The 23,497-nt window shown below is 47.7% G+C and carries 19 protein-coding genes; 6 read left to right on the top strand and 13 right to left on the bottom strand.

The genetic code is table 11. The annotated features are described in order from the left end of the window. Nucleotides 1–5: 5 nt before the first annotated feature. From AAAA73_RS08180 to AAAA73_RS08170, 3 genes are read right to left on the bottom strand one after another with little or no spacing between them, the layout of a single operon-like run. Nucleotides 6–1,289 carry a glutamate-1-semialdehyde 2,1-aminomutase gene (locus AAAA73_RS08180; protein WP_340597718.1) on the bottom strand — a complete coding sequence of 428 codons (1,284 nt, stop codon included), beginning with the start codon at nucleotides 1,287–1,289 and terminating at the stop codon, nucleotides 6–8. Continuing rightward, on the bottom strand, nucleotides 1,277–2,785 hold the full coding sequence (hemC, locus tag AAAA73_RS08175; RefSeq protein WP_340597717.1) for a hydroxymethylbilane synthase: 1,509 nt from the start codon (nucleotides 2,783–2,785) through the stop codon (nucleotides 1,277–1,279). The genes AAAA73_RS08180 and hemC overlap by 13 nt, the downstream gene beginning before the upstream one ends. Further along, a complete protein-coding gene (locus tag AAAA73_RS08170; protein ID WP_340597716.1) occupies nucleotides 2,776–3,675 on the bottom strand; it encodes a hypothetical protein in 900 nt (299 codons plus the stop codon). The genes hemC and AAAA73_RS08170 overlap by 10 nt, the downstream gene beginning before the upstream one ends. Before the next feature lie 108 nt (nucleotides 3,676–3,783). On the opposite strand from AAAA73_RS08170, the gene hemB reads away from it, so the two are divergent. Next, nucleotides 3,784–4,767: a porphobilinogen synthase gene (gene hemB, locus AAAA73_RS08165; RefSeq protein ID WP_340597715.1), complete on the top strand. Its 984-nt coding sequence runs from the start codon at nucleotides 3,784–3,786 to the stop codon at nucleotides 4,765–4,767. Between the two features lie 210 nt (nucleotides 4,768–4,977). Continuing rightward, nucleotides 4,978–6,387 carry a hypothetical protein gene (locus AAAA73_RS08160; protein WP_340597714.1) on the top strand — a complete coding sequence of 470 codons (1,410 nt, stop codon included), beginning with the start codon at nucleotides 4,978–4,980 and terminating at the stop codon, nucleotides 6,385–6,387. An 11-nt stretch (nucleotides 6,388–6,398) separates the two neighbouring features. Here AAAA73_RS08160 and AAAA73_RS08155 read toward each other — a convergent pair whose 3' ends face one another. The 3 genes from AAAA73_RS08155 to AAAA73_RS08145 are packed head-to-tail and all read right to left on the bottom strand — an operon-like array spanning nucleotide 6,399 to nucleotide 9,114. Beyond that, nucleotides 6,399–6,962 carry a hypothetical protein gene (locus tag AAAA73_RS08155; protein WP_340597713.1) on the bottom strand — a complete coding sequence of 188 codons (564 nt, stop codon included), beginning with the start codon at nucleotides 6,960–6,962 and terminating at the stop codon, nucleotides 6,399–6,401. 47 nt (nucleotides 6,963–7,009) lie between these two features. Beyond that, nucleotides 7,010–8,146, bottom strand: coding sequence for a TolB family protein (locus AAAA73_RS08150; RefSeq protein WP_340597712.1), 1,137 nt, complete (start codon nucleotides 8,144–8,146; stop codon nucleotides 7,010–7,012). Beyond that, nucleotides 8,143–9,114 carry an A/G-specific adenine glycosylase gene (locus tag AAAA73_RS08145; protein WP_340597711.1) on the bottom strand — a complete coding sequence of 324 codons (972 nt, stop codon included), beginning with the start codon at nucleotides 9,112–9,114 and terminating at the stop codon, nucleotides 8,143–8,145. The genes AAAA73_RS08150 and AAAA73_RS08145 overlap by 4 nt, the downstream gene beginning before the upstream one ends. Nucleotides 9,115–9,151: 37 nt before the next feature. On the opposite strand from AAAA73_RS08145, the gene speB reads away from it, so the two are divergent. Beyond that, entirely contained in the window at nucleotides 9,152–10,084 is a 933-nt protein-coding gene (gene speB, locus AAAA73_RS08140) for an agmatinase (RefSeq protein WP_340597710.1), read from the top strand. An 11-nt stretch (nucleotides 10,085–10,095) separates the two neighbouring features. Here the strand turns inward: speB and AAAA73_RS08135 are convergent, their stop codons facing one another. The 5 genes from AAAA73_RS08135 to AAAA73_RS08115 all read right to left on the bottom strand — a co-directional run bounded on the left by AAAA73_RS08135 (nucleotide 10,096) and on the right by AAAA73_RS08115 (nucleotide 17,209). Beyond that, complete coding sequence (locus AAAA73_RS08135; RefSeq protein WP_340597708.1) at nucleotides 10,096–12,312, bottom strand: phospholipase D-like domain-containing protein; 2,217 nt, start codon at nucleotides 12,310–12,312, stop codon at nucleotides 10,096–10,098. Between the two features lie 132 nt (nucleotides 12,313–12,444). Then, nucleotides 12,445–13,857: a sigma-54-dependent transcriptional regulator gene (locus AAAA73_RS08130; protein ID WP_340597707.1), complete on the bottom strand. Its 1,413-nt coding sequence runs from the start codon at nucleotides 13,855–13,857 to the stop codon at nucleotides 12,445–12,447. Nucleotides 13,858–13,972: 115 nt separating this feature from the next. After that, on the bottom strand, nucleotides 13,973–15,829 hold the full coding sequence (locus tag AAAA73_RS08125; protein ID WP_340597706.1) for a histidine kinase dimerization/phospho-acceptor domain-containing protein: 1,857 nt from the start codon (nucleotides 15,827–15,829) through the stop codon (nucleotides 13,973–13,975). Continuing rightward, a complete protein-coding gene (locus AAAA73_RS08120) occupies nucleotides 15,817–16,500 on the bottom strand; it encodes an HAD hydrolase-like protein (protein WP_340597705.1) in 684 nt (227 codons plus the stop codon). Before AAAA73_RS08120 ends, AAAA73_RS08125 begins: the two co-directional genes overlap by 13 nt. Before the next feature lies 1 nt (nucleotide 16,501). Then, nucleotides 16,502–17,209 (bottom strand): DUF2817 domain-containing protein, encoded by a 708-nt coding sequence (locus AAAA73_RS08115; protein ID WP_340597704.1) that lies wholly within the window; start codon nucleotides 17,207–17,209, stop codon nucleotides 16,502–16,504. Between the two features lie 57 nt (nucleotides 17,210–17,266). Between AAAA73_RS08115 and glmU the strand changes: the two genes are divergently transcribed. Together glmU and glmS are read left to right on the top strand one after the other, a co-directional pair. Continuing rightward, nucleotides 17,267–18,694 (top strand): bifunctional UDP-N-acetylglucosamine diphosphorylase/glucosamine-1-phosphate N-acetyltransferase GlmU, encoded by a 1,428-nt coding sequence (glmU, locus tag AAAA73_RS08110; protein ID WP_340597703.1) that lies wholly within the window; start codon nucleotides 17,267–17,269, stop codon nucleotides 18,692–18,694. Nucleotides 18,695–18,728: 34 nt separating this feature from the next. After that, the gene (gene glmS / locus AAAA73_RS08105; RefSeq protein ID WP_340597702.1) at nucleotides 18,729–20,615 is read left to right on the top strand and encodes a glutamine--fructose-6-phosphate transaminase (isomerizing); all 1,887 of its coding nucleotides are present in this window, start codon (nucleotides 18,729–18,731) and stop codon (nucleotides 20,613–20,615) included. A 57-nt stretch (nucleotides 20,616–20,672) separates the two neighbouring features. Here the strand turns inward: glmS and AAAA73_RS08100 are convergent, their stop codons facing one another. Both AAAA73_RS08100 and mltF read right to left on the bottom strand, forming a co-directional pair. Continuing rightward, the gene (locus AAAA73_RS08100) at nucleotides 20,673–21,206 is read right to left on the bottom strand and encodes a hypothetical protein (RefSeq protein WP_340597701.1); all 534 of its coding nucleotides are present in this window, start codon (nucleotides 21,204–21,206) and stop codon (nucleotides 20,673–20,675) included. Nucleotides 21,207–21,248: 42 nt separating this feature from the next. Continuing rightward, on the bottom strand, nucleotides 21,249–22,625 hold the full coding sequence (gene mltF / locus AAAA73_RS08095) for a membrane-bound lytic murein transglycosylase MltF (RefSeq protein ID WP_340597700.1): 1,377 nt from the start codon (nucleotides 22,623–22,625) through the stop codon (nucleotides 21,249–21,251). 244 nt (nucleotides 22,626–22,869) lie between these two features. Between mltF and AAAA73_RS08090 the strand changes: the two genes are divergently transcribed. Beyond that, nucleotides 22,870–23,496: a thymidine kinase gene (locus AAAA73_RS08090; RefSeq protein WP_340597699.1), complete on the top strand. Its 627-nt coding sequence runs from the start codon at nucleotides 22,870–22,872 to the stop codon at nucleotides 23,494–23,496. Nucleotide 23,497 lies beyond the last annotated feature (1 nt).

Raw genomic sequence — 23,497 nt, 5'->3', positions numbered from 1 at the left:
TTCGATTACTCCGCAGAACCTACGATGATGCTTGCTGCTTCAGCTAGCAATTCATCGGTGTGAGCCATGGAAACGAAACCAACTTCGTAGGCATTCGGTGCCAAGTAAACACCTTTGTCCAATGCTTTCAGGAACAAAGTTTTGAAGGTAGTACTTTGGTTTGCGGGGATTTGTTCGATAGTACGGATGGTTTTACCGCTTGTATCGCCGTGAATCCAGAACAACGAAGAATGCTGTTCTACTTTCAATGGAACGCCTTTTTTAGCGAAACCATCACGCAAAGCTTGAACGAACTTTTGAGTGCGTTTTTCAAGTACGTTCCAACCATCCAGGCGCTGCATTTTTTTAAGAGTCGTAAGACCTGCGCGCATACCGATTGGATTTGCTGACAAAGTACCCGCTTGGTAAACATCACCGCTTGGAGCAACCATGTTCATAAGTTCGGCGCGACCGCCGTAGCAACCCACTGGGAAACCACCACCGATGATTTTACCGTAAGTAACCAGGTCCGGAGTGATGCCAGTTTTACCAACCATGCCTTCAAGGCCTACGCGGAAACCAGAGATCACTTCGTCAAAGATCAACAAGGAGCCGTTCTTTTTGCAGATTTCAGATACTTTTTTAAGGAATTCTTGGCGCTGGATCAAAAGACCGTAGTTTGCAGGAAGTGGTTCAATGATCACAGCTGCGATGTCTTTACCTTGAGCCGCGAAAACTTCTTCAAGTTTCGCTTCGTCATCAAGTGGGGCCACAACAGTTGTGTTAGCCACTTCAGCAGAAATTCCTGCAGAAGAGGAAGCGGCAGCACCCGCCAGACCCGAACCTGCTTTAACCAGCAAGTTATCAACGTGACCGTGATAGCAACCTTCGAATTTCAAGATTTTGCTGCGGCCAGTGGCTGCACGGGCTACACGCAATGCAGACATAACGGCTTCAGTTCCAGAAGATACGAAGCGAAGCTTTTGCATGAATGGCAAAGTTGAAGAAATCCACTCTGCCAATTCCAAGGAGTAAATTTCAGTGGCACCAAAAGTCCAAGCTGTGTCCACCATGCGGTGAACTTCTTCTGCGACTTCGGCGTCACGGTGACCCAGGATCAAGGGTCCAAAGCTTTGGCAGAAGTCGATGTACTTTTTGTCTTCAACAGAAGTCAGGAATGCGCCTTCAGCTTGTTTAAAGAAAACAGGTGCACGGTCCAAACCTTTAAAAGAACGAACCGGGGAGTGAACTCCGCCTGGTGTTACTTTCAGGGCGCGTTGGAATAATTCTTCAGATGTTATTTTGTGCATTGCTGTCTCCAGTTATCTTGATCCAAGTAGATATTTAATTTTGATTCAGTGAAGTGACCTTGTTCCTGCAAATACTGACGGATGATTTTGAAAGTATTGCCAGGACCGCAAGCGTGATGCTTGCCAAGTACTTCAGGATATTTTTTTGCTGTATCTAAGAACTGACTGCCGCTGCTCCAGAAGAAGCATTCTTTTCCAGTCACAGGGGTCGCATTGTTTTGCTCACCCAAAGCATAAGTCGCAACCAAAGGCATTTGACGGGCACCTTCTTCGTATCCCGTGTCGTGAGTCAGTTTTGCCCAAGACAAAGATTTACCAGCTAGGATATCGATGCGGGATTCTTCTTGTTCGCCCAAGCCTTCAGAGCAACCGTGAACCCAAACGCCTTTTTGCGCCATGGCTTTCCATGTGCGAGTTCCTGCCGTCCAAATGAATTGATCGAATTTTAAAGATTCAGGCCAAGACTCAGAACGAGAAACGTAAAGGGCATTTGTACCTGTTGGAACTTTCCAGTCGTTCAGAGGTTTTCTTTCCGCGCGAACTTCTGAAGACCACATTTGATCTGAAGTAAAACGAGGAGAAACGACAGAAGGTTTCAATTCACGTTTATCTAAAACAGTTCCACCATCCGTCAGACCTTTTAGGATTGTGATCTCACCGTAGGGACGGGACAGAACAGCCACGCCGATCTTTTGATGGCAACCGCCACCAAAGCTTGCCAGGATGTCGCGCTCTTTTTGCGCGCATTGGAATGTCGTTGGGTTGTCGATTTTTGCCAGCAACGCCTTAAGATCTGCACGGTCTGCTTTGATCTCAACAGCCAATGCACCCTGAGCCGCTGCATTGGGGTTGATGCTCAAAGGAAGAGCGGCAAATTCAACTTGATCCAAGTAAGAGCGAAGCAAGCCTTGAACTTCTTTGAATTCAGGTTCTTTTGCCGTCAATAGGCGATCTAACGCCGCTTTCGCAACGATCAAGCCGTCAGTTTCTGGAGCTTCTAGCAATTTACGAATACGCGTTGGGATATTTCCACGAACGCTTTCGAACTTTACAGATTCCAAGTTGAATGGAAGATGTTCTTTAAAGAAATTCGTCAGATTGTATTCGCGACGAGGTGAAGAACTGAACACGTTCATTTTTCGGGAAGTGCGCAGTTTTTCAAAGTGGGACTTTTTTACCAACAAAAGATCACGTTGATCGGCGCGAGGCAGTGTCGCCGCAATCACAGTCTCTGATTTCACTTCTGTCGGAAGATCCTTCCAGGAGTGAACAACCATATCGGTTTCGCCCTTGATCAACTCGCCAAAGAAGTCCTCGGTGAAAACACCTTTCTCTGGAATTTGCCAAAGAGGTGTCGTCAGGTTGATATCACCCAGGGATTCCTTGAACTTGAATTCGATCTCAAGTCCCGGATTTTTTTCTTTTAGAATTTCGCCAACCATATAAGCCTGGAGGCGGGCTAAGTCACTTTTACGAGCGGAAATTTTCAGGCGCATATATCGTCCCAACCAAGTGGACGAAGCTCTGTTCTTTGTGCGAAGGCCAAGGCTTTTTCGAACAAGAACTTGCGGATCTGTTCGATTTTGGTTTGCCTGTCTTTTTTGGTCTCTTCGATTTCAGCAAAAAACTGTTGAAGGGTCATGACGGTCACGTGTGGGAACTGTTTTGCAATGAGTGCTGGCAAATTGTTTTCTTCACCGCGCAGATCATAAATCACATGAGGACGGGTGTCCTGCTTGCTGATCAATTCCAGGATGCGTGCATCAGAAAGAGGTGCGGCAATAACCATCGCCTCTCCATGAACATAAGCTTCGTTGTAGTTTACAATATTAAGATTATCGTATTTCTCTGCAAAGCTGCTCATCTTCGTGCATTCACGGCAAAGAACTTGAACGGATTTTTTATGAGCCAGCCATGGAAGAATTTCCTGCGCCAATTGTCCGGATCCGCACAATGTGACGGAGTCCATGTCCTTGGAATAACGGCGCAAAAGGCTGCCATAACTTTGTGAACCGATTCCCACCAGGTGTTCAGCGCGCGTGCGTTTTACTTCTGCCATAATGAACTTCAACCATTTCTGGTTGTCGCTGAACAGAGTGTCGCCAGCCGCCTTACGGGCTTCGATGAAGTTACGGAATTGTCCGAATACTTCAGTTTCGCCAACGATCGGGGAATGCAAACCACAAAGAATTTCAAGTAGAAGGCTGAAAGCTTTCTCGCCACGCAGGATCTGATCATCAGATTCCAAAACATCCAGCATTGAATTCACATCGTCTTCGCGGCAGAATAGAATCTGGCGCAAACATGTCTTCCACACGGCTGCGTCTTGCAAGGACTCTGCAAAATTTTTGCTGGATTTTCTATGAACGAGAAGTATATCTTCCATCTTGATTATTAGGTTTATCACTAAACTTTCATTAAAGTGTCATTGAAATGTCATAAGTGCGGTTTTCCCATAGCGAGACGCCTTACAACATACGAAGCGAGGTTCTATATGAAGTTGACACAGAGGCCCAGAAGAAATCGCCGCACTGAAGCTGTGCGCCAAATGGTGGCAGAAACAGATCTGCGCCCCTCTCAATTAGTCCTGCCTTTGTTCCTGGTTGATGGCACCCAACAAAAGCAAGAAATTGCCTCTATGCCGGGCATTTTCCGCATGAGCCCTGATTTAATTTTAGATGAGGTGGCGAAAGCCGTTTCATTGGGAGTTAAAAGTTTCGATCTGTTTCCCGCTCTTCCTGAATCCAAGAAAGATCAAATTGGTACGGAGTCACTGAACCCGAATGGCTTAATGCCCACAACCCTGAAGAAAATTCGCGACAAGTTTCCGGATGTGACGCTGATCACCGATGTGGCTTTGGATCCCTACTCCTCGGATGGACATGACGGCTTAGTGAAAAACGGTCTCATCTTGAATGATGAAACAGTAGAGATTCTCGCAAAAATGAGTGTGCTTCATGCGAAATCGGGTGCCGACATTGTGTCTCCATCAGACATGATGGACGGGCGAGTGGGTGCAATTCGTGAGGCGTTGGATGCGGAAGGTTTGATCGACACCGGCATTCTTTCTTATTCGGTAAAATACGCTTCCAGTTTCTATGGTCCGTTCCGCGAGGCCTTGGATTCCGCTCCAAAATTTGGCGATAAAAAAACTTATCAAATGGATTTCAGAAACACGCGCGAAGCGATTCGTGAAATTGATTTGGACGTGGCGGAAGGTGCTGACATCGTGATGGTGAAACCTGCGTTGTCATACCTGGATGTGATTGCGAAAGTAAAAGCGCACACCAATATTCCGGTGGCCGCGTACAACGTGAGTGGTGAGTATGGTTTGATCAAACACGGTGCTAAAGCCGGTCTGATCGATGAAACCCGCGCGATGGTGGAAACTCTGTATTCCATCCGTCGTGCCGGAGCCGACATTATCTTCACATACTTCGCTTTGCCAATGGCTGAGTGGCTAAATAAGAATACCTAACCCAAAAAGTCGAAGGTACGGACACTTGCTCCGTACCTTATTTGGGCGTTCCACGTGATTCGATCTTTGCCTGTTACTTCCGTTGGGTAAGCTCAAAAATTACCTGCAGCGAATCTCATTTTGAGCCGCAAATAGAACTGAAAAATCCGCAAGCTTCACTCTGATTCTGCCGAAAAGTCCAGTAGGGAATGTTTAACCAAGGACTGCCAAATGAAGCATGTGAATAAGATTCTTGCCGTCGGACTTCTTGTCATAGCTTTTCAAAACTGTGCGCCACAATCTCTTGAATTTTCAAAATCCGCACTGACATCACAAGCCGCACCTCCTGAAGAGGAAGAGTTGAATTGTTTTGGTCGTACTGAGGGCACCACTTGGTGGGTTCCGTCCAATGAAACCATCGTAGAGAACGGCGTTTGTGTATTTGGCGGCGACTTAAAATATTCCTATGGCAAAAATGTGGAATTGATTTGCACAAATGGAAGCGCAGTTCTGACGGGGCAATCTCAAAAAGGCAGTTTGATCTCCACTTCGGGTGCTTGTTTGCCAGCGACTTGTAACGGAAAAGCCTCTGGCAGCACTTGGAGTGTTCCAAATGGAACTCTGTCCGAAGTGAAAAGCTGCCCATCGACCTCGGTGACGGTGAATGCGATATACAATAAAAATGATGTCTATGTATGTGAGAATGGCAAAGAGAACTATGTAAAATCTGAAAAGGGTTCTTACATTGGTTTGGATAAATCGTGTCCTTCTCCGGATTTAAATGCCTCGTTCTCAAGTCCAACAGTTGCCATCAATGGAACTGCAGGATTAATCACGGAAGGCTTTAACGTTTCCACGATGGCTTACACTTGCTCTGATGGTCAGACCGGATCACTTCCGGTGGCTGCGACCTCCACAAATATCAAAGTCACACAGGACTTGGCTTGTACGGTTAAGGGGACTAACTCCATTGGCGAGTCGGTAAGTAAAACAGCGTCCATCTCGATCACATGCGGACGCAATGAAGTGAAATCCGGTGGTAAATGTATCGTGTATGCTTGTAAAACATTTGTGGAAATCACATCTTTCCCAGTGGTGATTCCAGAGCGCACCGAGGCGGGTGTTTGTTATTATGCGAAGCTGTTTAATAAGATTGCGGTATCACCTTCTTCAGGCGATCGCTTGAGTTTCGTGTCTGCTCGCAACCACAGTGGTTCACCGGGTGCCAGCGGTACGGCTTTAACAAACGTGGCAACTCCTTATGTGATGGGTGCCTTTACGAACAAAGTGACATTGCAAGGTGAACGCTCTGTGAAGCTTTCCGGATCCAGCAATGCACTGACTTCGATTCTGGTGGATAACTTTGTCTTGATGGGCAGTCGCCTAGCTTCAAGCTCGGTTGCGATTTCTAACTATCGCGCCTTCGGTTCAGCGGATGCTGCCATCGGTACGACGGGAAAAATCAAAGTGAATGACAAAGACGTGGCCCTGCAAGCCTTTGAATCCGGCGGTACCGCGACGATCGGAACGCTGTTGCTGACAAGTGATTTCAGTGTTGGCAAACAGTACGAGCTGAATGTGAATGCTCTGGATTGCGGTGGCTCGAAAGCTCTGTCAGATATCTATTTGGTGTTCCAATAATTCTTTAAGAACTATTTTTTAAGCGAAGGCTTTTCTTCTGGGGCAACCCAGGAGAAAGTCTTGATGATTTGATTGCACTGCTGCAGTGACTTGGAAAAAGTGTCTTTGTTATCAAGGCAGGTCATGATTGCCACTTTGTCTTCGTTTTTCAAAACAACCTGGCGGATTTGCTTGTTCTTGGCTCTTGAAAGCATATCCACGATCAGTGCCGGACTGCCATTCAGATTGAATTGCTTGGTCGCCAAAACTTCGAAGCCATAGCTTGGGTAATCGCGCATCCACTTGCGCGTGTACAACTCCAGGGAAGCATTCTTGGCAACGCGGTCTGTGCGCACACTGAGTGATGCAGCGTCGGGAGCGTTCTTATCTGCAAAACGAACCGTATCCAAAATACTTTCTTCAGAAAGTGCCACCGGAAGCCAGTTGCTGCCGTCCGTTTTTAAAGAGAAACCCTTGTGCAGAAAATAAAGTCCCTTCTCGGGCGCTGTCAGCGCAGAGGTGCTGGTCGCAGGATACGGAGCTGCAAAGCTTGTCAGGGGACTTAAAATTAGGATTGCGGCAAATAACGTTCTCACCCTTTTAGATTATCAAGGGCCTGCTGGGGCAGCAAGAGCAAAGGTCTTTATTTCACAGGAGAAGGCGCAGGAGTTGGCGATTCGACAGAAACTGGACTCGCTATGGGAGTAACCGCGGGGGCTACAGACGGTGTATTCATAGGAGTTGCAGCTGGTGTTTTGGATTTTTCACCGTTGCCGGAAGTGTCTGGAAGGCAAGGTCCCAAATCTGCTGGCAGATCGACCATGTAAATTTGCTTTTTTTCCTGAACAGTTCGTGTGAAAGCCAGTCTTTCAACAGACTCATTGGAAACTGCAGGATACAGAAGATCGTCTTTGCCTTTGAAAACCACCTGGGTGCATTTCGTTTCCAGATTGTAGACTTCAATCTGATATTTTTTGTCGCCATTTCTTAGAATGCTATAGAACAAGCGTGAGGGTGGTCGGGGAGCGAAGAAGAGATCACGATAATGGCCTTCACCCGATTTTAGCAATGCAGTTTGCTTGGTATGAAGATCGACCAGTTGCAGACTTTGTTGTTTTGATTCCAGGTTGGTTTCTTTGAACGCAACTCGGGACTTTTCTGGTGCCAGAGTCGGAAATCTGCGGTCTTTGCCGGTTTCTGAAGCCAACAGGGAGACAAATCTGGATTTCAAATCCATGCGATAGACGCCCGTTACATCACCACGACGAGAGGTGAAAATTACAGAAGGTTTCGTGGGGTGTGGAATCATAAAAGCTTCACCATCGTAGCCGGGCTGAACGGTCACGCGCAGAATGTCGGAACCGAAGCGGTCGCTCAGGTATAGGTCAGATGGTGGAAATTCTTTGCTGGGATTGCGATTCAAGAACGGACTTTCCTTAATTTCATCCGTCGTGCTGGAGTATAGGATCTCCATATCGTTGATGTAGTCGGCGTCGAAGGCCGCGCCATCAGAGAATGTCACGCGACGTTCTTTGTTGCGAACCAAATCTGTTTCGTAAACCTGCAGGTCTTTTCTATTGCCACGATTTTGACTGGAGTAAATCAGACGCGTGCCGTTGGCGGAAAAACGGGGACGTTCATTGTCGCCTTGGAAAGTGATTTGTTTTACATTTTTTTGCAGCAGAAAATCTGGAGTCAGAAGATCTTTCGTCGGGCTGCTGTGTGTGCATCCGAAAAGGATGCTGCCCAATGCGATGATCTTCAAACTCAGTTGCTTCATGTCTCTACCTTGTGCAGTACTTTTTGTAATAGCGAAGACGGATTGACCTTCTTAAGGTTTTTGATTTCAACCCATTCCACATTTCGGTCGCTCAAGGTTTTTTTATGAGCGATTTTTATGAAGATATCATGATGTGTGATGTTGTGTTTAGCATCATAGTCTTTGGGCTTGTCGTCATTTTGAGAAATCGTTCCTGGAAAGATCATTTGACCTTTAAGAAACGGAGCGTAGTCATTGCTGACTAAAGCGACTTTGCCATTTTTTACCGTCACAACTGGTTTCCACACCCAGACTTCACTCTGTTTGCGTGGTTTTTTCAGAGGTAATTTCTCGACCAGGTTCTTTTCGCGGGAAACGCAATCAGCGGACCAAGGGCACATCAAGCACATGACTTTTTGCGGAGTGCATACCGTGGCGCCCAATTCCATCAGACCTTGATTCACGGAATCGGAATTACCAAAAGAAGACAACGTATCAGAAATTTCCTGAAGCTGCTGGCGTCCTTTGTTGTTCCACCATTCGATCTTAAGTCCATAGCGACGAGAAAGAACACGAATCACGTTGCCGTCCAGCACGCCGACCTTTTCGCCGAATGCGATACTGGCCACAGCACGGGAGGTGTAAGGTCCAAAGCCAGGGAGTTCCAGCAACTCGGCGGCTTTTTTTGGAAAGCCATTTTCAGCCAAAGCTTTTGCAGCTTTGTGCAGATTGCGGGCGCGGGAATAATAACCTAGACCAGCCCAAGCCTCCAGGACGTCGTGTTCGGGGGCCGAGGCTAGGTCCTGAACTGTGGGGAAGTTTTTAAGAAATTTCTCGAAGTATGGAATGACCGCAACCACAGTGGTTTGCTGCAACATGACCTCGGACAGCCAGATTCTGTAAGGATCTTTATTTTTACGCCATGGAAGTGCGCGGCGATTCTTTTTGTACCACTGAATCAATTGTTTTTGGTCGCGTTGATAGTCCATCGGCGGTAATGTAGTCTAGATACTTGAGGAGTCAATAATGGAATACAAACCTCTGAGCGGACGTGAATTTCCCCGTTTTTCTGCGATTAAAACCTTCTTCCGTTTGCCCTATGTGGCAATCGACGCGGACTATGAAGTCGGAATCTTTGGTATTCCTTATGACGGTGGCGTGTCCTATCGTCCCGGAGCTCGTTTTGCCCCGGCAAAAGTGAGAGAGGTTTCAGCTCTGGGTCGTGGCTTCCACATGACCCGCATGGAAAATTTCTTCGAAAAACTGAAGGTCGCGGATATCGGTGATTGTCCCACAGTGCCGATTGATCAAGGTCAAACTTATGAGCGCATCGAAAAATTTGTGGGCGAGTTGATGCGTTTGAATAAAAAGTTTGTGTCCGTGGGCGGAGATCACTCCACCACGCTTCCAGTGCTGCGCGCTCTTCGTAAGAAGTATGGCAAGCCATTGGCGTTCATTCATTTCGACGCGCATTTGGACACCTATCCTGCGGCCTGGGGTTGTGAGTACCATCACGGCGCTTTCGCACGTCATGCAGTTGAAGAAGGTTTGGTGGATCCAAAGAAAATGGTGCAAATCGGAATCCGCGGTCCCTTGGCCGGCGGTGATGATTTGAATTTCGTGAATAAACACGGCATCCGTGTGATCACTGTTGATGAGATTCGCAATCAAAACATTAACGACTTCCTGAAAACGTTACCGACATTCGACGACACTCCAACATACATCAGCTACGACATCGACAATCTGGATCCCAGCTGTGCACCGGGCACCGGGACTCCAGTTCCAGGTGGTTTGACAACGTACGAAGTGCAACGCATCTTCCGTGCTTTGAAAATTCCAAACCTGGTGGGTTGCGACGTCGTGGAAATTTCGCCACCCTTCGACCACGGTGACATCACGGCCCTTGCTGGCATGGACGCCATGTTCGAAATGCTCCACTTGTTCCAAACGAAATAGCCGGTCGGCGATTAGAAGTACGAGTCGCCCCAGTCGATGAGTTGGCCGCTGATCCAGCCTATTTTTTCCTGGGCTGTTAACAGGCGGCTGCGGCTGAGGTAGCTGAGGACTTCTCTGCGTAAATCCAGGGCTGTGGGCTCATGCAGGATCAACGCGCCACTTTCGGTATCGTGAATGAAGCTGCGACGATTCAAATTCACGCTGCTCAGGAAGCTGAGTTTGCTGTCGATCACCAGGATCTTGGCGTGCATGATGGAATTGTTGTCGGTCCATTCGTAAATCATGATGTTTTTTAAATGACGATTGATGCCCTCTTTATTCACTTCCTCTGCGATCTGCGGAGTGCCGTCGCCAGCCAGATGAATTCGCGTGACCACCTTGATGTTCACTCCGCGAGCATGGGCGCGATCCAAAGCCGCACTGATAGCCACTGAAGGGCGGAAGTACGGAGTCGTCAAAAGGATTTCCTTTTGCGCGGACTCAATCATCTCAATATAGAAACGCTCCAGCTGGTAGCCATCAAAGTACGGAAGGGACATGATATGGCGAACCACCGGTTTTGATTTGGGCAGTGTGTTTAAGCGGTTGATCATGTCCTTTTCAGCGCGCACCGGAAGATTCACATTGGTCGAGCGGAAGCGGTGAGTGTCAGGCTCCCGATTCCAGAAGTTCACCATTTGGGCAAGCGTGTGTTTTACAATGTCCGTGCCGCGAAGTTCGATATCAAAATCATTGTAATAGATGTAAGGTTCTTCGCCGTCGCCATAATTTTTCAAGTGCTTATAAGCCCGGTAGAATGGAGTTTCGGGAAAGATATAAGAGTCGCGAATATTGCGACCCCCAGTGATCATAAAGTTCGCCGCCGGATTCTTTGAGGAGTAACCCAGCAACAATTTGGTGTGGTTGACCCGATGAAAGCGGTCAAACCAAGTGCCATCCTTGTCGTCGGTGACAGTGTATTTGTAGTACTGAACTTTGACATTGGGAAGATCCCGCATCAGCCACGTTACAATCTCGCGGTCTTTTTTGGTCATGGTGACTTGAGGAACCAGAATGCGCACCTGCGTGCCGCGTTCTGCATGATAGCGAATGGCGCGAGCTGTGACCATACCTGAAAAGTCAGCAGAGAAGTTCAACGACGCCACCCAAATGATGTCAAATTGGGGCGCCTTGGAAAAGTTTAACGTGGCCATGGGATTTTTTTGTTCAAAGTCCTTGGTCAGCAAAGGCGATCCGGTCAGAGAAACCACCCGGCGGTTCATTGCCACGAAAGGATTGCGCAGGTTTGTGTATTTGTCGAAAGTTTCAGGGCAGGTATTGAAGTTGAAATCCTGTGACCAAAAAAAGCCTTCCGGGTTTTTACCCATACCGGAAATCAAAGGGCAGGCATCAATCTGCTGTGCCATCTCCACCCATTCCGATGAGAGTGAATTCAGGCTTGTCAGCGGAAGGCCGTTGCTCCACGAGGACGATTGCTCGGGGTCGTAATATCTGAACTGACACTGAGTAACCATCGGGGAAAATTTCACAGAAATTTTCTGTCCACCTTCTTTTGCGTAGAACCAGTCAAACTCAAACACCCGCGTGCGTTCATCAGCACGCCAGAAATACTTGGACGGCGCAATGATATCCCCATCACATTCCAATCTTGCTTTAAGACTTTTCTTGCGAACGCGATCATCCTTGTCTTTGGCGAAGACATCGGAGTTGGAGGGTATTTCATTTTTGAAGTGCAGGGAGTAGTTTGCAAAAAGGCGATGCTCCAACGGGAACGGGTTGATGGCCTTTCCGTCCAGACGGAACTCATGCAGGTCCCGAATGCTGATCACTTCCTGTTTTTCAAACAGCGGGCGGCGGAAGGTGGATTGAAACCACGGTCCGACACCGGACCAGGAACGATTTTCAAACTTGTGTCCCAGGGTCTCGCGCAGGTTAGATCGTTCGTTCATCAAGGTTTGAATCTGAGAGCGAACCTTCGGATCAGAAATTTTGGAAAGATCAAACAAGGGGGCACTGGATGTCATCACCATCGTGGGTGCGACTTGAAACAGCTTTTGGCTATATCGCCAATCATTATTCCAGTACTGTGAAAGCTGTAAGTCAATTTCCTGAATGCGAACGATGCGCTCCTCATCGGTGGTGAGGGAGCTGGGCGCGCGTTGAGTGCTGGTGCATCCCATGGTTGCCAAGATCGTTGAAATGATGAGTGAATTCAGAAAAAATCGCATCAAATTCTGATCGGATATATCGAGGGAAAGTGTAGTGGAATTACGGGATTTAAGTCTGGTTTGCGAGTGATTTTAAGATAAAAAAAGCGGCGAAGATGTCTTCGCCGCTTGAAGTCTCGTAATGAGATTGAATTAGAAATTTGCCGGATTGATATCGTTCGGAGGTGTCAGACCTTTTTTCTTGATCTTCTCCACCAGCGTCGTTCTGTTTAGTCTTAACAAAGCCGCGGCCTGGTTGCGATTCCATCCTGTTTTTTCCAAAGCCTTCAAGATCAGATTGTTCTCGAAGTTATCGACCGCGGTGTTAAAGTCCATGCCGCTGTCAGGAATTTCCAGCTGACTTGCATCCAATGAAATCACTGGTTTCATTGATTTGTACTTGGTAGGCAGGTCATTCATTTCAACGTTGCCTTGGCCTTTTAGGATGGTCATGCGCTCTACCAGGTTTTCCAGTTCACGGATATTTCCTGGCCATGGATAGTTCGTCAAAGCATCCAAGGCGTCGTGGGCGATACCAGTCAGACCGCGGCCCTTGTTTTTGTTGAAGATTTCCATGAAGTGGTTCAACAACAAAGGGATGTCGCTTTTGCGTTCGCGCAAAGCAGGGACGTGGATAGGGATAACATTCAAACGGTAATACAGATCTTCGCGGAATCTTCCGTGCTCAACCGCTTCTTCCAGGTGAATATTGGTAGCGGCAATCACGCGGACATTGACTGAGACTGTTTTTGCGGAGCCTACGGGCTCAAAACTTCTTTCCTGCAAGGCACGAAGAAGTTTCACTTGCAACGACGGTTCAAGATCGCCGATCTCGTCCAGGAAGATCGTTCCGCCATCAGCCATTTCAAAACGACCGATACGATTGGCAATGGCCCCCGTAAAGGCGCCCTTCATGTGACCAAAAAGTTCACTTTCCAAAAGTTCAGAGGGAATTGCGCCACAATTGATTGGAACAAAGGGACCTTGCGCACGTGGCGAGTTGTAGTGAATCGCGCGGGCAATAAGTTCTTTACCTGTGCCGGATTCACCAGTGACCAGAACTGTCGAATCTGAATCTGCAACACGTTCAATCAGTCGCAGTACGCTTTGAATCGGTTCCGAAGAGCCAACGATTTGATCAAACTTGTACTTCTTGTTCAGTTCAGAGCGCAGTTGCTGATTTTCAGCCTGAAGTTTCTTATGAGTCAGTGCTTTTTCGATCAGGCTCATCAGCTCTTCAAGATTGAAAGGCTTGGTCACAAAGTGGAAAGCACCTTTTTGAGTCGCGCGGATTGCGGACTCAATAGTTGCATGACCTGTCAGGATGATCACTTCAGTTGCAGGATTCAATGCTTTCAGGTGAGACATGAATTCAATGCCATCACCATCTGGAAGATTCAAATCAACAATGGCCAAATCGATAGGAGTGTCGCCTTGAGAAAGGGCTTTCGCTTCTTCGATTTTGTTGGCAGTGATGACGTTTAGACCTTTTCTGTCGAGCACTCTAAAAAGAGCGGTACGCAAAGAGGATTCGTCATCCAGAATAAGAACACGTTGTGAACGCATGAACCTTCCTTCCATGGTGGGTTCGAAAAACACCGGCCGACGTGCATGTCAGCCTTGATAAAAGGATATGGTATTTTTGACGGGCCTGTCAAAAAATCCGCGCCCAGACTGCGTTTCAGGACCTTAAAACTGGACGGTTGAAGGAAATTTTTGCCACATTTTCCTGGGCTGGACCGGTGTAGAATTCGAGGTCCGCCTCATGATCGCGCAGGATCTGTGAAGCAACAGGAACACCTAAACCTATGGGAAGACTTGGATTTTTCTCTGGAGTTCCATTATCTTTGATTAAAATAGTGGCAAGGTCTTCGGTCGAGGTGATTTCAATATCGAGGGATGCTCGGAATCCCTTAACCTGGCGGCTGCGGTCCGTTAAATGATCAATGGAATTTTGAATCACGTTCTTCAAAGCCTGGGCCAATAAGTTCAGATGACCTTTAACGAAAATCTCTTCGGCAGGGAAATGAAGTCGAACCTCAATGCCTTGTGATTTTGTTTGTAGCTCGACAATTTTAAAGGCGCGCTGACTGACTTCCTTAAGACTGACATCGCCTTCCTGATCTGAATTAGGATTGCGTGTGAAGCCCAAAAGATTCTGCACGATTTCTTTGCAGCGTTGAACGCCCGCTTCCATTTCCAGAATATCCGGATACAGCGGGTGATCGCCAGGCATGTCCATTTTAATTAATTGAGTGAACGACAAAACACCACCCAGAGGATTGTTCAACTCGTGAGCGATGGAGGATCCGATGGTTCCGAGCTCTGCCATTTTTGCAGATTCCAGAATCTGTTTCTCCATTTTCATCTGTTGTGTGATGTCGTGATAGAGGTTTACAAATACGGCTGGTTTGTCGCTGTCCAGAATCAGACTTTGGCTGAATACATCATAGGTGCGAACACCAGGATCATTCGAACGAACGCGGAAATTTCGACCGCGCTGACATCCCGGGCATGGTTCTTCTCTATTGTATAAAAGCGCAAAGCACTTGCGGGTGTTTTGCGGATGCTCACGTTCCTTCAGGCGGACTTCAGCCGCCTTGTTGGATTGAATGATGTCGTAGTTTTGATCAATCAGGACCACCGGATCTGACATGGAATTGAAAGTGGCTTCCCACTGTTCTTTCATGGATTCCGATTCCTGAAGTTTTTGAATACGGTCCAAAGCCAAAGCAACGGCTTCCGCGACACGGGTCAGGAAGTCACTTTCCTCTTTGTTAAAAGGGTGCTCCGGTGCGCGCAGGAAAAACACGGAACCAATTCGGTCATGGTGTTTAAACAAGGGCACTTGTAATTGTGTAAAACTTAATTGAGCTGTGACCTGGCTTGCAAAATGTTCGTCCTGGGGACTGAAGAAGATACGAATCCACGAAGTTTGAACGGTGGCGGCCAGAGATTCGTTCAAAAGCTGTTCTATTTCCGTGACAGAGCTGGCCTGGTGCACGGCCATCAATGCGACTTTGAATCCTTCGATTCGGGAGTTCGTCAGGTACAGTTTGCGTCGGGCTTCCGTCAGGAACTTGGTTCGTTTCTGCACGCGTTCTTCAAGTTCAATTTGCAGACGTTTCAACTTTTCGGTCTGCTCACGAATCAGAACGGCCAGGTTTTCATCCTGCTTCCTTTGATTGGCTTCTTCCAGGGCGGTGAACAAATGAGTTTCCAGATCCGTGTCGTTGAAACTGTGCATGACACGGATAAAAGAGTACTCTTCGTGCAGTCGGCTCAGTTGGTTTGCAGAAAAATCCGGAGGCACTACGGCGATGAATTGGGTGGCAGGACTACTGCGTTTAATCTCTTCGTAGAACTCCGGAAATCTTTTGCCCAAAATGACAGTCACAGAGACTGCGACGACATTGTAGGTGGAGTCCTGAATCCAATGCCAGGCCTGCTGCAGATCCGTGGCGATATGGGCGCCAAGTTCTTGCAGTCGGGAGTCCCAGGGACCGATCAACAGAAAGCTCGCTTTTAAAGTCCGCATACTTTGATCAGATCCTTGTGCTGCGTGATTGTGTAGTCAGGATTGTCTTCAGGGAATACGGCTTCTTCGCCGACATGTTCGCCATGGGCAAAATAGCAAGTCACGGCACCGACACGTTTTCCGTCGCGGATCTCGCTGGAGAGGCGATTGCCTATGCTCAACAATTCTGCGGGCGGGTGGCCCTCTTTTGCCAGGATGTCCAGAAATGCGGCTTCTTTTTTCTCTCCGATAAAACCATTCAGGACGTATATTTTCTTAAAGAATTTTTCAATACCCAGTGCTTTGATTTTCTGAATCTGGGCATCGAAGGATCCCATCGTCACCAAATAAAGATTGTATTGCTCTTTCAGGTGCAACAGGTTTTCAGTTGCTCCAGCCAGTAGTGGCAGAACCGATGGAACTTCGGGATTGTAGAACTCCTCCAAAGCATCATGGACGGCTTTGCCAGGTTGATTGGTCCCGAATTGATTAACTATTTTTGTGAAAATTTCAGTGTGTGAAAGGTTGGCAGCAAGTTCTTCGCGAATGGTCATGCACTCTTCCAAAGAAACGCAGACGCCCGCTGCAATCATCGCCTCACAGGCGCGTTGCGAAGCCATCGGCACCAGCAGACCCGAAGTGTCTACCAGCGTATCATCCAAATCGAATGCGATGGACTTGATCATGGACATTTTAGAAACCTTTACCTGTCAGTAACATCTGCAATCCCGCTTTAAAATGGGGCCATACCAAGTTCAGATCCACTCCGCTTTGCTCTTCAATGCAGACAACCGGAGTTTTTTTATCGATCCAGCCAAACTGTCCCAAACTGCCTGGAGTGGGATAGCCGATATCTTCCCGGTGTTCGTACCCAGTACCTGTTGCCAGGATCTCGGCAGCTTTTTTTCCGGGTTCGCCGGTATAAACAACGCAAGGCTCCCATGAATGGAAGTGTACTATGAGATGTGGCTTTTCGTCCTCAATGAGTTTTACCAAAGCCTGTACTTCAGGCTCGCTTCCGGGCGAAGGGCCGGGATAGTATCTGGGAGCTTTGGCTTCGGGGCTCCAATCGCTGCTTGGAAAGTTGCGATTCAGGTCCACGCCAGAGCCGTTGGTTCGTTGGTTTTGAGCCGATCCATCCGGGTTTATATTGGGAATCAGGATCCACGGACGAATGTTGGCACTTTGGGTTTTTTCATTTTCTTGGAGCCATTGAAGCAGTTCTTGCGCCAGGCGCACGCCTTCGGGCTCATCGCCATGAACGCCGCCGATGAAAAGGATGGGGCGTTCAGAAAAGCCGTGGGATGTATCACCGGAGCTGTGTGATTTTTTATACAGCTCGATACTTGTTCCCAAAGCGGTCTTAGCCCAAGAAGTTAGGTGAAAAATTCTTTGTTGCATGCGATAATTAAGCCTGTTTTTTTAAGAGAAGAAAAGCATTTAAAAGGAAGTTTCTGAATGTCAGCAAATGCCACTAATAATACCACCATGAATACTCCTGACAAGTTGACTGTGATTGCCCTGGCCGCTGGTAAGGGGACGCGTATGAAATCGCCTCTTCCAAAAGTTCTGCACCCGGTGGCGGGTCGACCGATGATTGAAAAAGTTATTTTAGCCTCCAAGGGGGCTGGTGCGACGGAAGTTCGCGTGATTGTTGGGCATGGCCAAAACCTGGTTCGTCAGGTTGTCGAGCCGATGGGTGTATCTTGTTATGCCCAGGACGAGCAATTGGGTACGGCGCACGCGGTTCGTTGTGCAAAACCGGAAACGATTGAAGGCGATGTTGTTATCATGAATGGTGACCATCCTTTGATCGAGTCTTCTGACATTAAAGAATTCCTGCGCATTTTCCGTGACGAAAAATGTGATTTGGCGGTGGTAACGGCGGAGCTTAAAGTGCCAGGGGAGTTCGGACGTATTGTTCGTAACCGTGGTGAGCTGGTGGCTATCGTTGAGGCAAAAGATGCTTCAGCGGAAGCTTTGAAGATTCGCGAGATCAACACCGGTATTTATATCGCCAAGGCATCTGTTCTTGCTGAGTACCTTCCTCAGATCAAAAACAACAATGCAAAAAAAGAATTCTACATCACGGATCTTATTTCTTTGTGCATTCAGGATAAATTGAAAGTTCAAGCCATCAAGTCCACTCCGAAAGTGGCAGTGGGTGTGAATAATCAGGTGGAGTTGGCGAAAGCGACTCGTTTGCTGTTTAAAAGAAAAGCCCTGCGTTTGATGGAAGAAGGTGTGCTGATGATTGATCCGCGCACAGCTTATATCGAAGAAAGCGTGCAAATCGGACCCGGTACAGTCGTGTATCCCAATGTCTTTATCCGTGGTCGTTCCAAAATCGGTTCGTTCAGCGTGATTGAGTCCAACTCGTTCATTTCTGATTCGGACATCGGGGACAGCGTTCAGGTGCGTGGCGGAACTTATTTGGAAAGCTCCAAGCTTCATAACAAAGTTTCAGTGGGTCCCTATGCACGTTTGCGTCCTGAAACAGAAATCTGCGAAGAAGCTCATGTGGGGAACTTCGTGGAAATGAAGAAAACGAAATTTGGTAAGAAGTCCAAAGCAGGTCACTTGACGTACTTGGGCGATGCAGAAATCGGTGAAGAAGTGAACGTGGGTTGCGGAACTATAACTTGCAACTACGCCGCGGATAAAAAGAAATATAAAACCAAAATCGGTGATCGTGTTTTTGTGGGCAGTGACACGCAGTTTGTGGCTCCAATTGAAGTTGGTGCAGACGCTGTTATCGGCTCCGGCTCCACTATCACCAAGAATGTGCCTGCCAATGCGTTGGCTGTGGCACGCGGTAAACAGTTTATCAAAGAGAACTACGTGGCGAAGGCCCCTGTGGTTGAAACTGAAACCGAGAACCAGTAGTTGAATTGAGTATTGAAAGTTAATAGGTGAATTTATGTGCGGAATCGTCGGTTACTTGGGGCCTCAAAGCCCAAAAGACATTATCATCAGCGGCCTTAAAAAACTGGAATATCGTGGTTATGACAGTGCTGGTATCGCCATCTTGGATAAAGGTGCGACAAAGCGTGTTCGTGCTCAGGGGAAATTGAAAAACCTTGAAGAGAAACTTGTGGGTGAAAAATTCGATGGCCACCTGGGTATCGGTCACACTCGTTGGGCGACTCACGGCAAGCCGTCAGAGCGCAATGCCCATCCTCACCAAGTTCGCGGCATCAACCTGGTTCACAATGGTATCATTGAAAACTACCTTGATATCCGCGAAGAGCTTTTGGCTCAAGGAGCAGAGATCACTTCAGACACAGACTCTGAATTGGTTGCTCACTTGATCGCGAATGAAATCGAAATCACAAAAGACTTGTACAAAGCTGTTGAAAGCACTTTGACAAAACTTCGTGGTGCGTTCTCGATCCTGGTTATGTGGGATAAAGAACCGGATCATTTGATCGCCTTTAAAGACGGTCCACCTTTGGTTGTGGGCTTGGGTAAGGACGAAGTGTTCGTAGCTTCTGACGTTCAAGCGTTGATCCAATACACAAAAACTTTCGTGTACCTGGATGACCGCGAGATCGCAAATATCAAGGGCAGCAAGGTTGAATTCTTCTCTGCAAACGGTTTCCCAATCCAAAAGAAATCCGTGGAGCTTAACTGGAACCCTGAGATGGTCGAAAAACAAGGCTATGCTCACTACATGCTTAAAGAAATCTACGAGCAACCACGTGCTGTGGCTGCGGCGATCGAACCACACGTCAACACGGAAGCCTTCACTGTGGCTTTGAAAAACGTGGGCTTCGGTGGTCAATCTGTTCAAAAGTTGGAAGAGCTGGATTCGAAAACAGACTGGGCAAAAACTCAGGAAGTTTTCAAAGGTATCGAACGTGTGTTTATCATCGCTTGCGGAACAAGTTTCTATGCAGGTCTGGTTGGTAAATACTTGATCGAACAGTTGGCGCGCATCCCAGTTGAAGTGGATGTGGCGAGTGAATTCCGTTACCGCAATCCGGTGATCCCACCAAAAACGTTGGTGATGACGATCTCTCAATCGGGTGAGACGGCAGATACATTGGCAGCGATCCGTATGTCCAAAGAAGCGGGCGCGACGACAATGAGTATCTGTAACGTGCGCAACTCAACAATCGATCGTGAAGCTCACGGTCACTTGTATATGAACTCGGGTCCAGAGATCGGTGTGGCTTCTACCAAAGCCTTCACATCCACACTTGCCGTGTTGAACTGCGTAGCAGTGGCGATGGCTCGCAGCCGTGGTGTGATGGAAGCCAAGGAAGAAAAAGAACTTGTTCAAAGCTTGCTGGCGACTCCGGCACAAATGGAAAGTGTCTTGGTTTACGATAAGTACTTTGACGAAGCAGCAGCTAAGTTGAAGCTTTTCCGTGGCTTCTTGTATATGGGCCGTGGAACCAGCTATCCAATCGCGATGGAAGGTGCTTTAAAGCTGAAAGAGCTGGCTTACATGCACGCAGAAGGCTATGCCGCTGGTGAAATGAAGCACGGTCCGTTGGCGTTGATTGATGAGCGTATGGCGATCGTAATGGTGGCTCCGACGGATCACTGGTATGAAAAAACAATCAGCAATCTTGAGGAAGCCCGTGCCCGCGGTGGAAAAATTATTTCCATCGGTACAGGTGAAAACGAGAAGCTGCGTGGAATCAGTGAATACTATTTGGCAATGCCAAAAGCGCACTGGACAACGAATACAATCCTGTCCGTGATCCCATTGCAATTGATGAGTTACCATTTGGCTTCAAGCCTGGGTTACGATGTCGATCAGCCGCGAAATCTGGCGAAATCGGTAACTGTTGAATAGAATTTGAAAAGTTATAACGTTATAAATAAAAAAACCCGCGATCACCTCGCGGGTTTTTTATTTTGGCGTGGCCGCCATAAAGTTGTTTCGTGGCGATTCTCTACCAGAAGTGGCCCGTTTAAGTGCTGCAAGAACCAAAAGAAATCCCACCAAGTTCGTCGCAAAGTGAAAGTTCATAAAGTAGGCCCATTCCTCGCGCAAGGCATAGACATCACTGCTGACGATGCGATCAACGGAAAAGCTGCGAAAAATCGTATTGATGCGATAATGACCCAGGTAGGACAGAAATGCCTCCTGCAGAACACATAGAAACGCCCCCAGAACGAAATAGAAGTCCACCATTCGATAGCGTTGGCGCCAAAGTATCAACCAACTGCCGATGGACGTTCCCATCACCAGGTAGGTTAGAAAAACATTCTGATCAAATGCCGACTTATCAAAACGGAAAAACTCCATGGAGATGGCCGGTGGTATTTCTTTTAGAGCCGGAGCGAAACACAAAGAAAAGAAGCACGTAAAACCCGCAAACAACCCTGTCGATAAGACCGAAGTGAAATAGATGGTTTTGCGAGTGAAGATTCGGATGGTCATCAAAAAACATTAACAATATTTTTTGATTTTAAGGAGTTACATTTAGCCAGCGGACATTAAGCTGTAGAAAGACTTAACTCGTTCCACGAACTCAACAGTTTCATAGCCACGAGCATAACCGTATTCAAGTTTCTCGGTGTAATCAGGGTCCGCAAGAAGTGGCAAAACTTCTTTCATGTGGCGCCAGGAATAGGGATCGCGTCCCATGCTTTCTGCCAGTTTTTGAGCATCACGTAAATGCGCATATCCAACATTGTAAGCAGCCAAAGCCAAAGCCAGACGATCCTTTTTATTCATGGAGCGTGGCATTTTATCCAGAAGGTAGCGAAGATACTTGGAGCCGCCCCAAATACTTTGGAATGGATCAGTGCGATCATCGATACCGACATGCTCAGCTGTGTCTGTCGTCAATTGCATCAAGCCACGTACGCCAGTGAAACTGCGAGCGTCTGCATTCCAATGTGACTCTTGATAAGCAACAGAGGCGATCAGCTGCCACGGCAGTCCGTGTTCAACACCAGCTTCTTTGAAGGCTTGTCGATAAGTTGGCAGGATCTCTTCGATCTTTTGGAAGAAGCGGGAGATGTCGGCTTTGTCCAACTGATTCAAAGTTGTTTTATAGCGGTCCATGATGCGCATGATACTGTCAGCACGGGAAGCTGATTGATACCAGGCTTGCATCAGACGGGCTAGATCCTGGCTGTCAGGAGTGAGCAACCAACTGAGGGCGTAAGCATCCGTGATTGTAGTGATTTTTTCTATGTTCTTATGGAAACGAACATAGAAGTCACCACTGACGTTTTCAGTGATCACGCAGTCATATTTTTTGTTGTTCAGTTTTGACAGAAGGTCTTGAGTGCGTTCCCCATTGATCAGTTGAATCTGTGTTGTCGGGGAGAGCTGGGTCAGTCTTTGCGAGAAACCCGCGTAATTGTCTTTGTGAAGAATGCCGACCGATTTGCCGGCCAAGTCTTGGATATTTTGAATTTGGGAACGACGCTGGCAATATAAACTCAAGGCCGTGTCTTCGTAGGCGGGGCCGTTTAAAAAGGCCGAACGATTCTCTGGAGTTCTTAATCGTGCGGCAGCCACATCGCCTTGTCCCTGGGCCAGAGCGGTTAAAACCTCGCTCTCGTCTTTAAGGACCTTGAATTTAACTTTGAGGCCGTAGTGCTTGGCGAAGTTCTGCATAAGATCGTAATCAATGCCGCTGATCTCGCCGCGATTATTCTTACTATATATAAGAGGGTTCTTGGTGGTCAGAACGGTGATCTCGCCGCGGCTTTGGACCTTGCTTAAACTGTCTTGTTCATCCCAGTAGATAGCATCACAACCGTTCATAAAGAACGTCATGGCTGCCAATCCGCTGACAACAAAGAACTGGTTTAATTTCTGTCGAAATCTTAAATTCTTACCCATAGTGCTCGGGCTGAGTACCTGATGGCGCAGTGCTTGCGCAAGCAATAAGCACCCGCATTGTGGTATTAAATGTGAAAGATTGCCGTTTTTTGCATCATTTCAGAAAAAAATTCAGTATCCCCAATGCCTTGATGCGAGCGGAAAACAACGCGGCAATCCCTCAGTTTTCTAATGCAATGCAATCATTTGACAGTTTTTCGCGCCCATTCGATGCTTTCAAACGTTCTTTTGAGGGGATTTTTTCGTGTCTGAATTTTCATATATTGTGACCCGTGGTTGGATTGAAGTGATTGTTGGCTCTATGTTTAGCGGGAAAACTGAAGAGCTGATCCGCCGTTTGCGTCGTGCCGAGTTTGCACGCCTGCAGGTTCAGGTTTTTAAGCCGGTTATCGACAAGCGCTACAATGAAATGGCGGTGACCTCCCACAACTTTACGACGATGGATTCTCAACCCGTTGAGGACGCCGAACAAATTTGGGAGCATTTGAAGCCAGACACCAAAGTAGTTGGTATCGATGAAGGGCAGTTTTTCTCCGGCAACCTGGTTCAGGTGGCTCAGGATCTGGCTGAGCGCGGTTTGCGCGTGATTATCGCCGGTTTGGACACTGACTGGCAGGCGAAGCCTTTTGAGCCGATGCCGACTTTGATGGCCATTGCTGAAAACGTGACCAAGCAGCATGCCGTGTGTGTGGTTTGTGGGGCTCCAGCCTGCAGAACCCAGCGCACTGCGGGTGGAGATGGTCAGGTGCAAGTGGGGACTCACGAGGCCTATGAGGCCCGTTGCCGTTTTCACTTTAAACCGGTTGTGGACGTTCCCACGTTGGACTGGAAGCTGCAAAAGGTGGAAATTTATACGGAAGCCTCCGTATAGA

The sequence above is a fragment of the Bdellovibrio sp. GT3 genome (assembly GCF_037996765.1).
Lineage (GTDB): Bacteria > Bdellovibrionota > Bdellovibrionia > Bdellovibrionales > Bdellovibrionaceae > Bdellovibrio.
The sequence above is the reverse complement of the archived record's forward strand: the minus strand, read 5'-3'. Positions and strand labels throughout refer to the sequence as shown.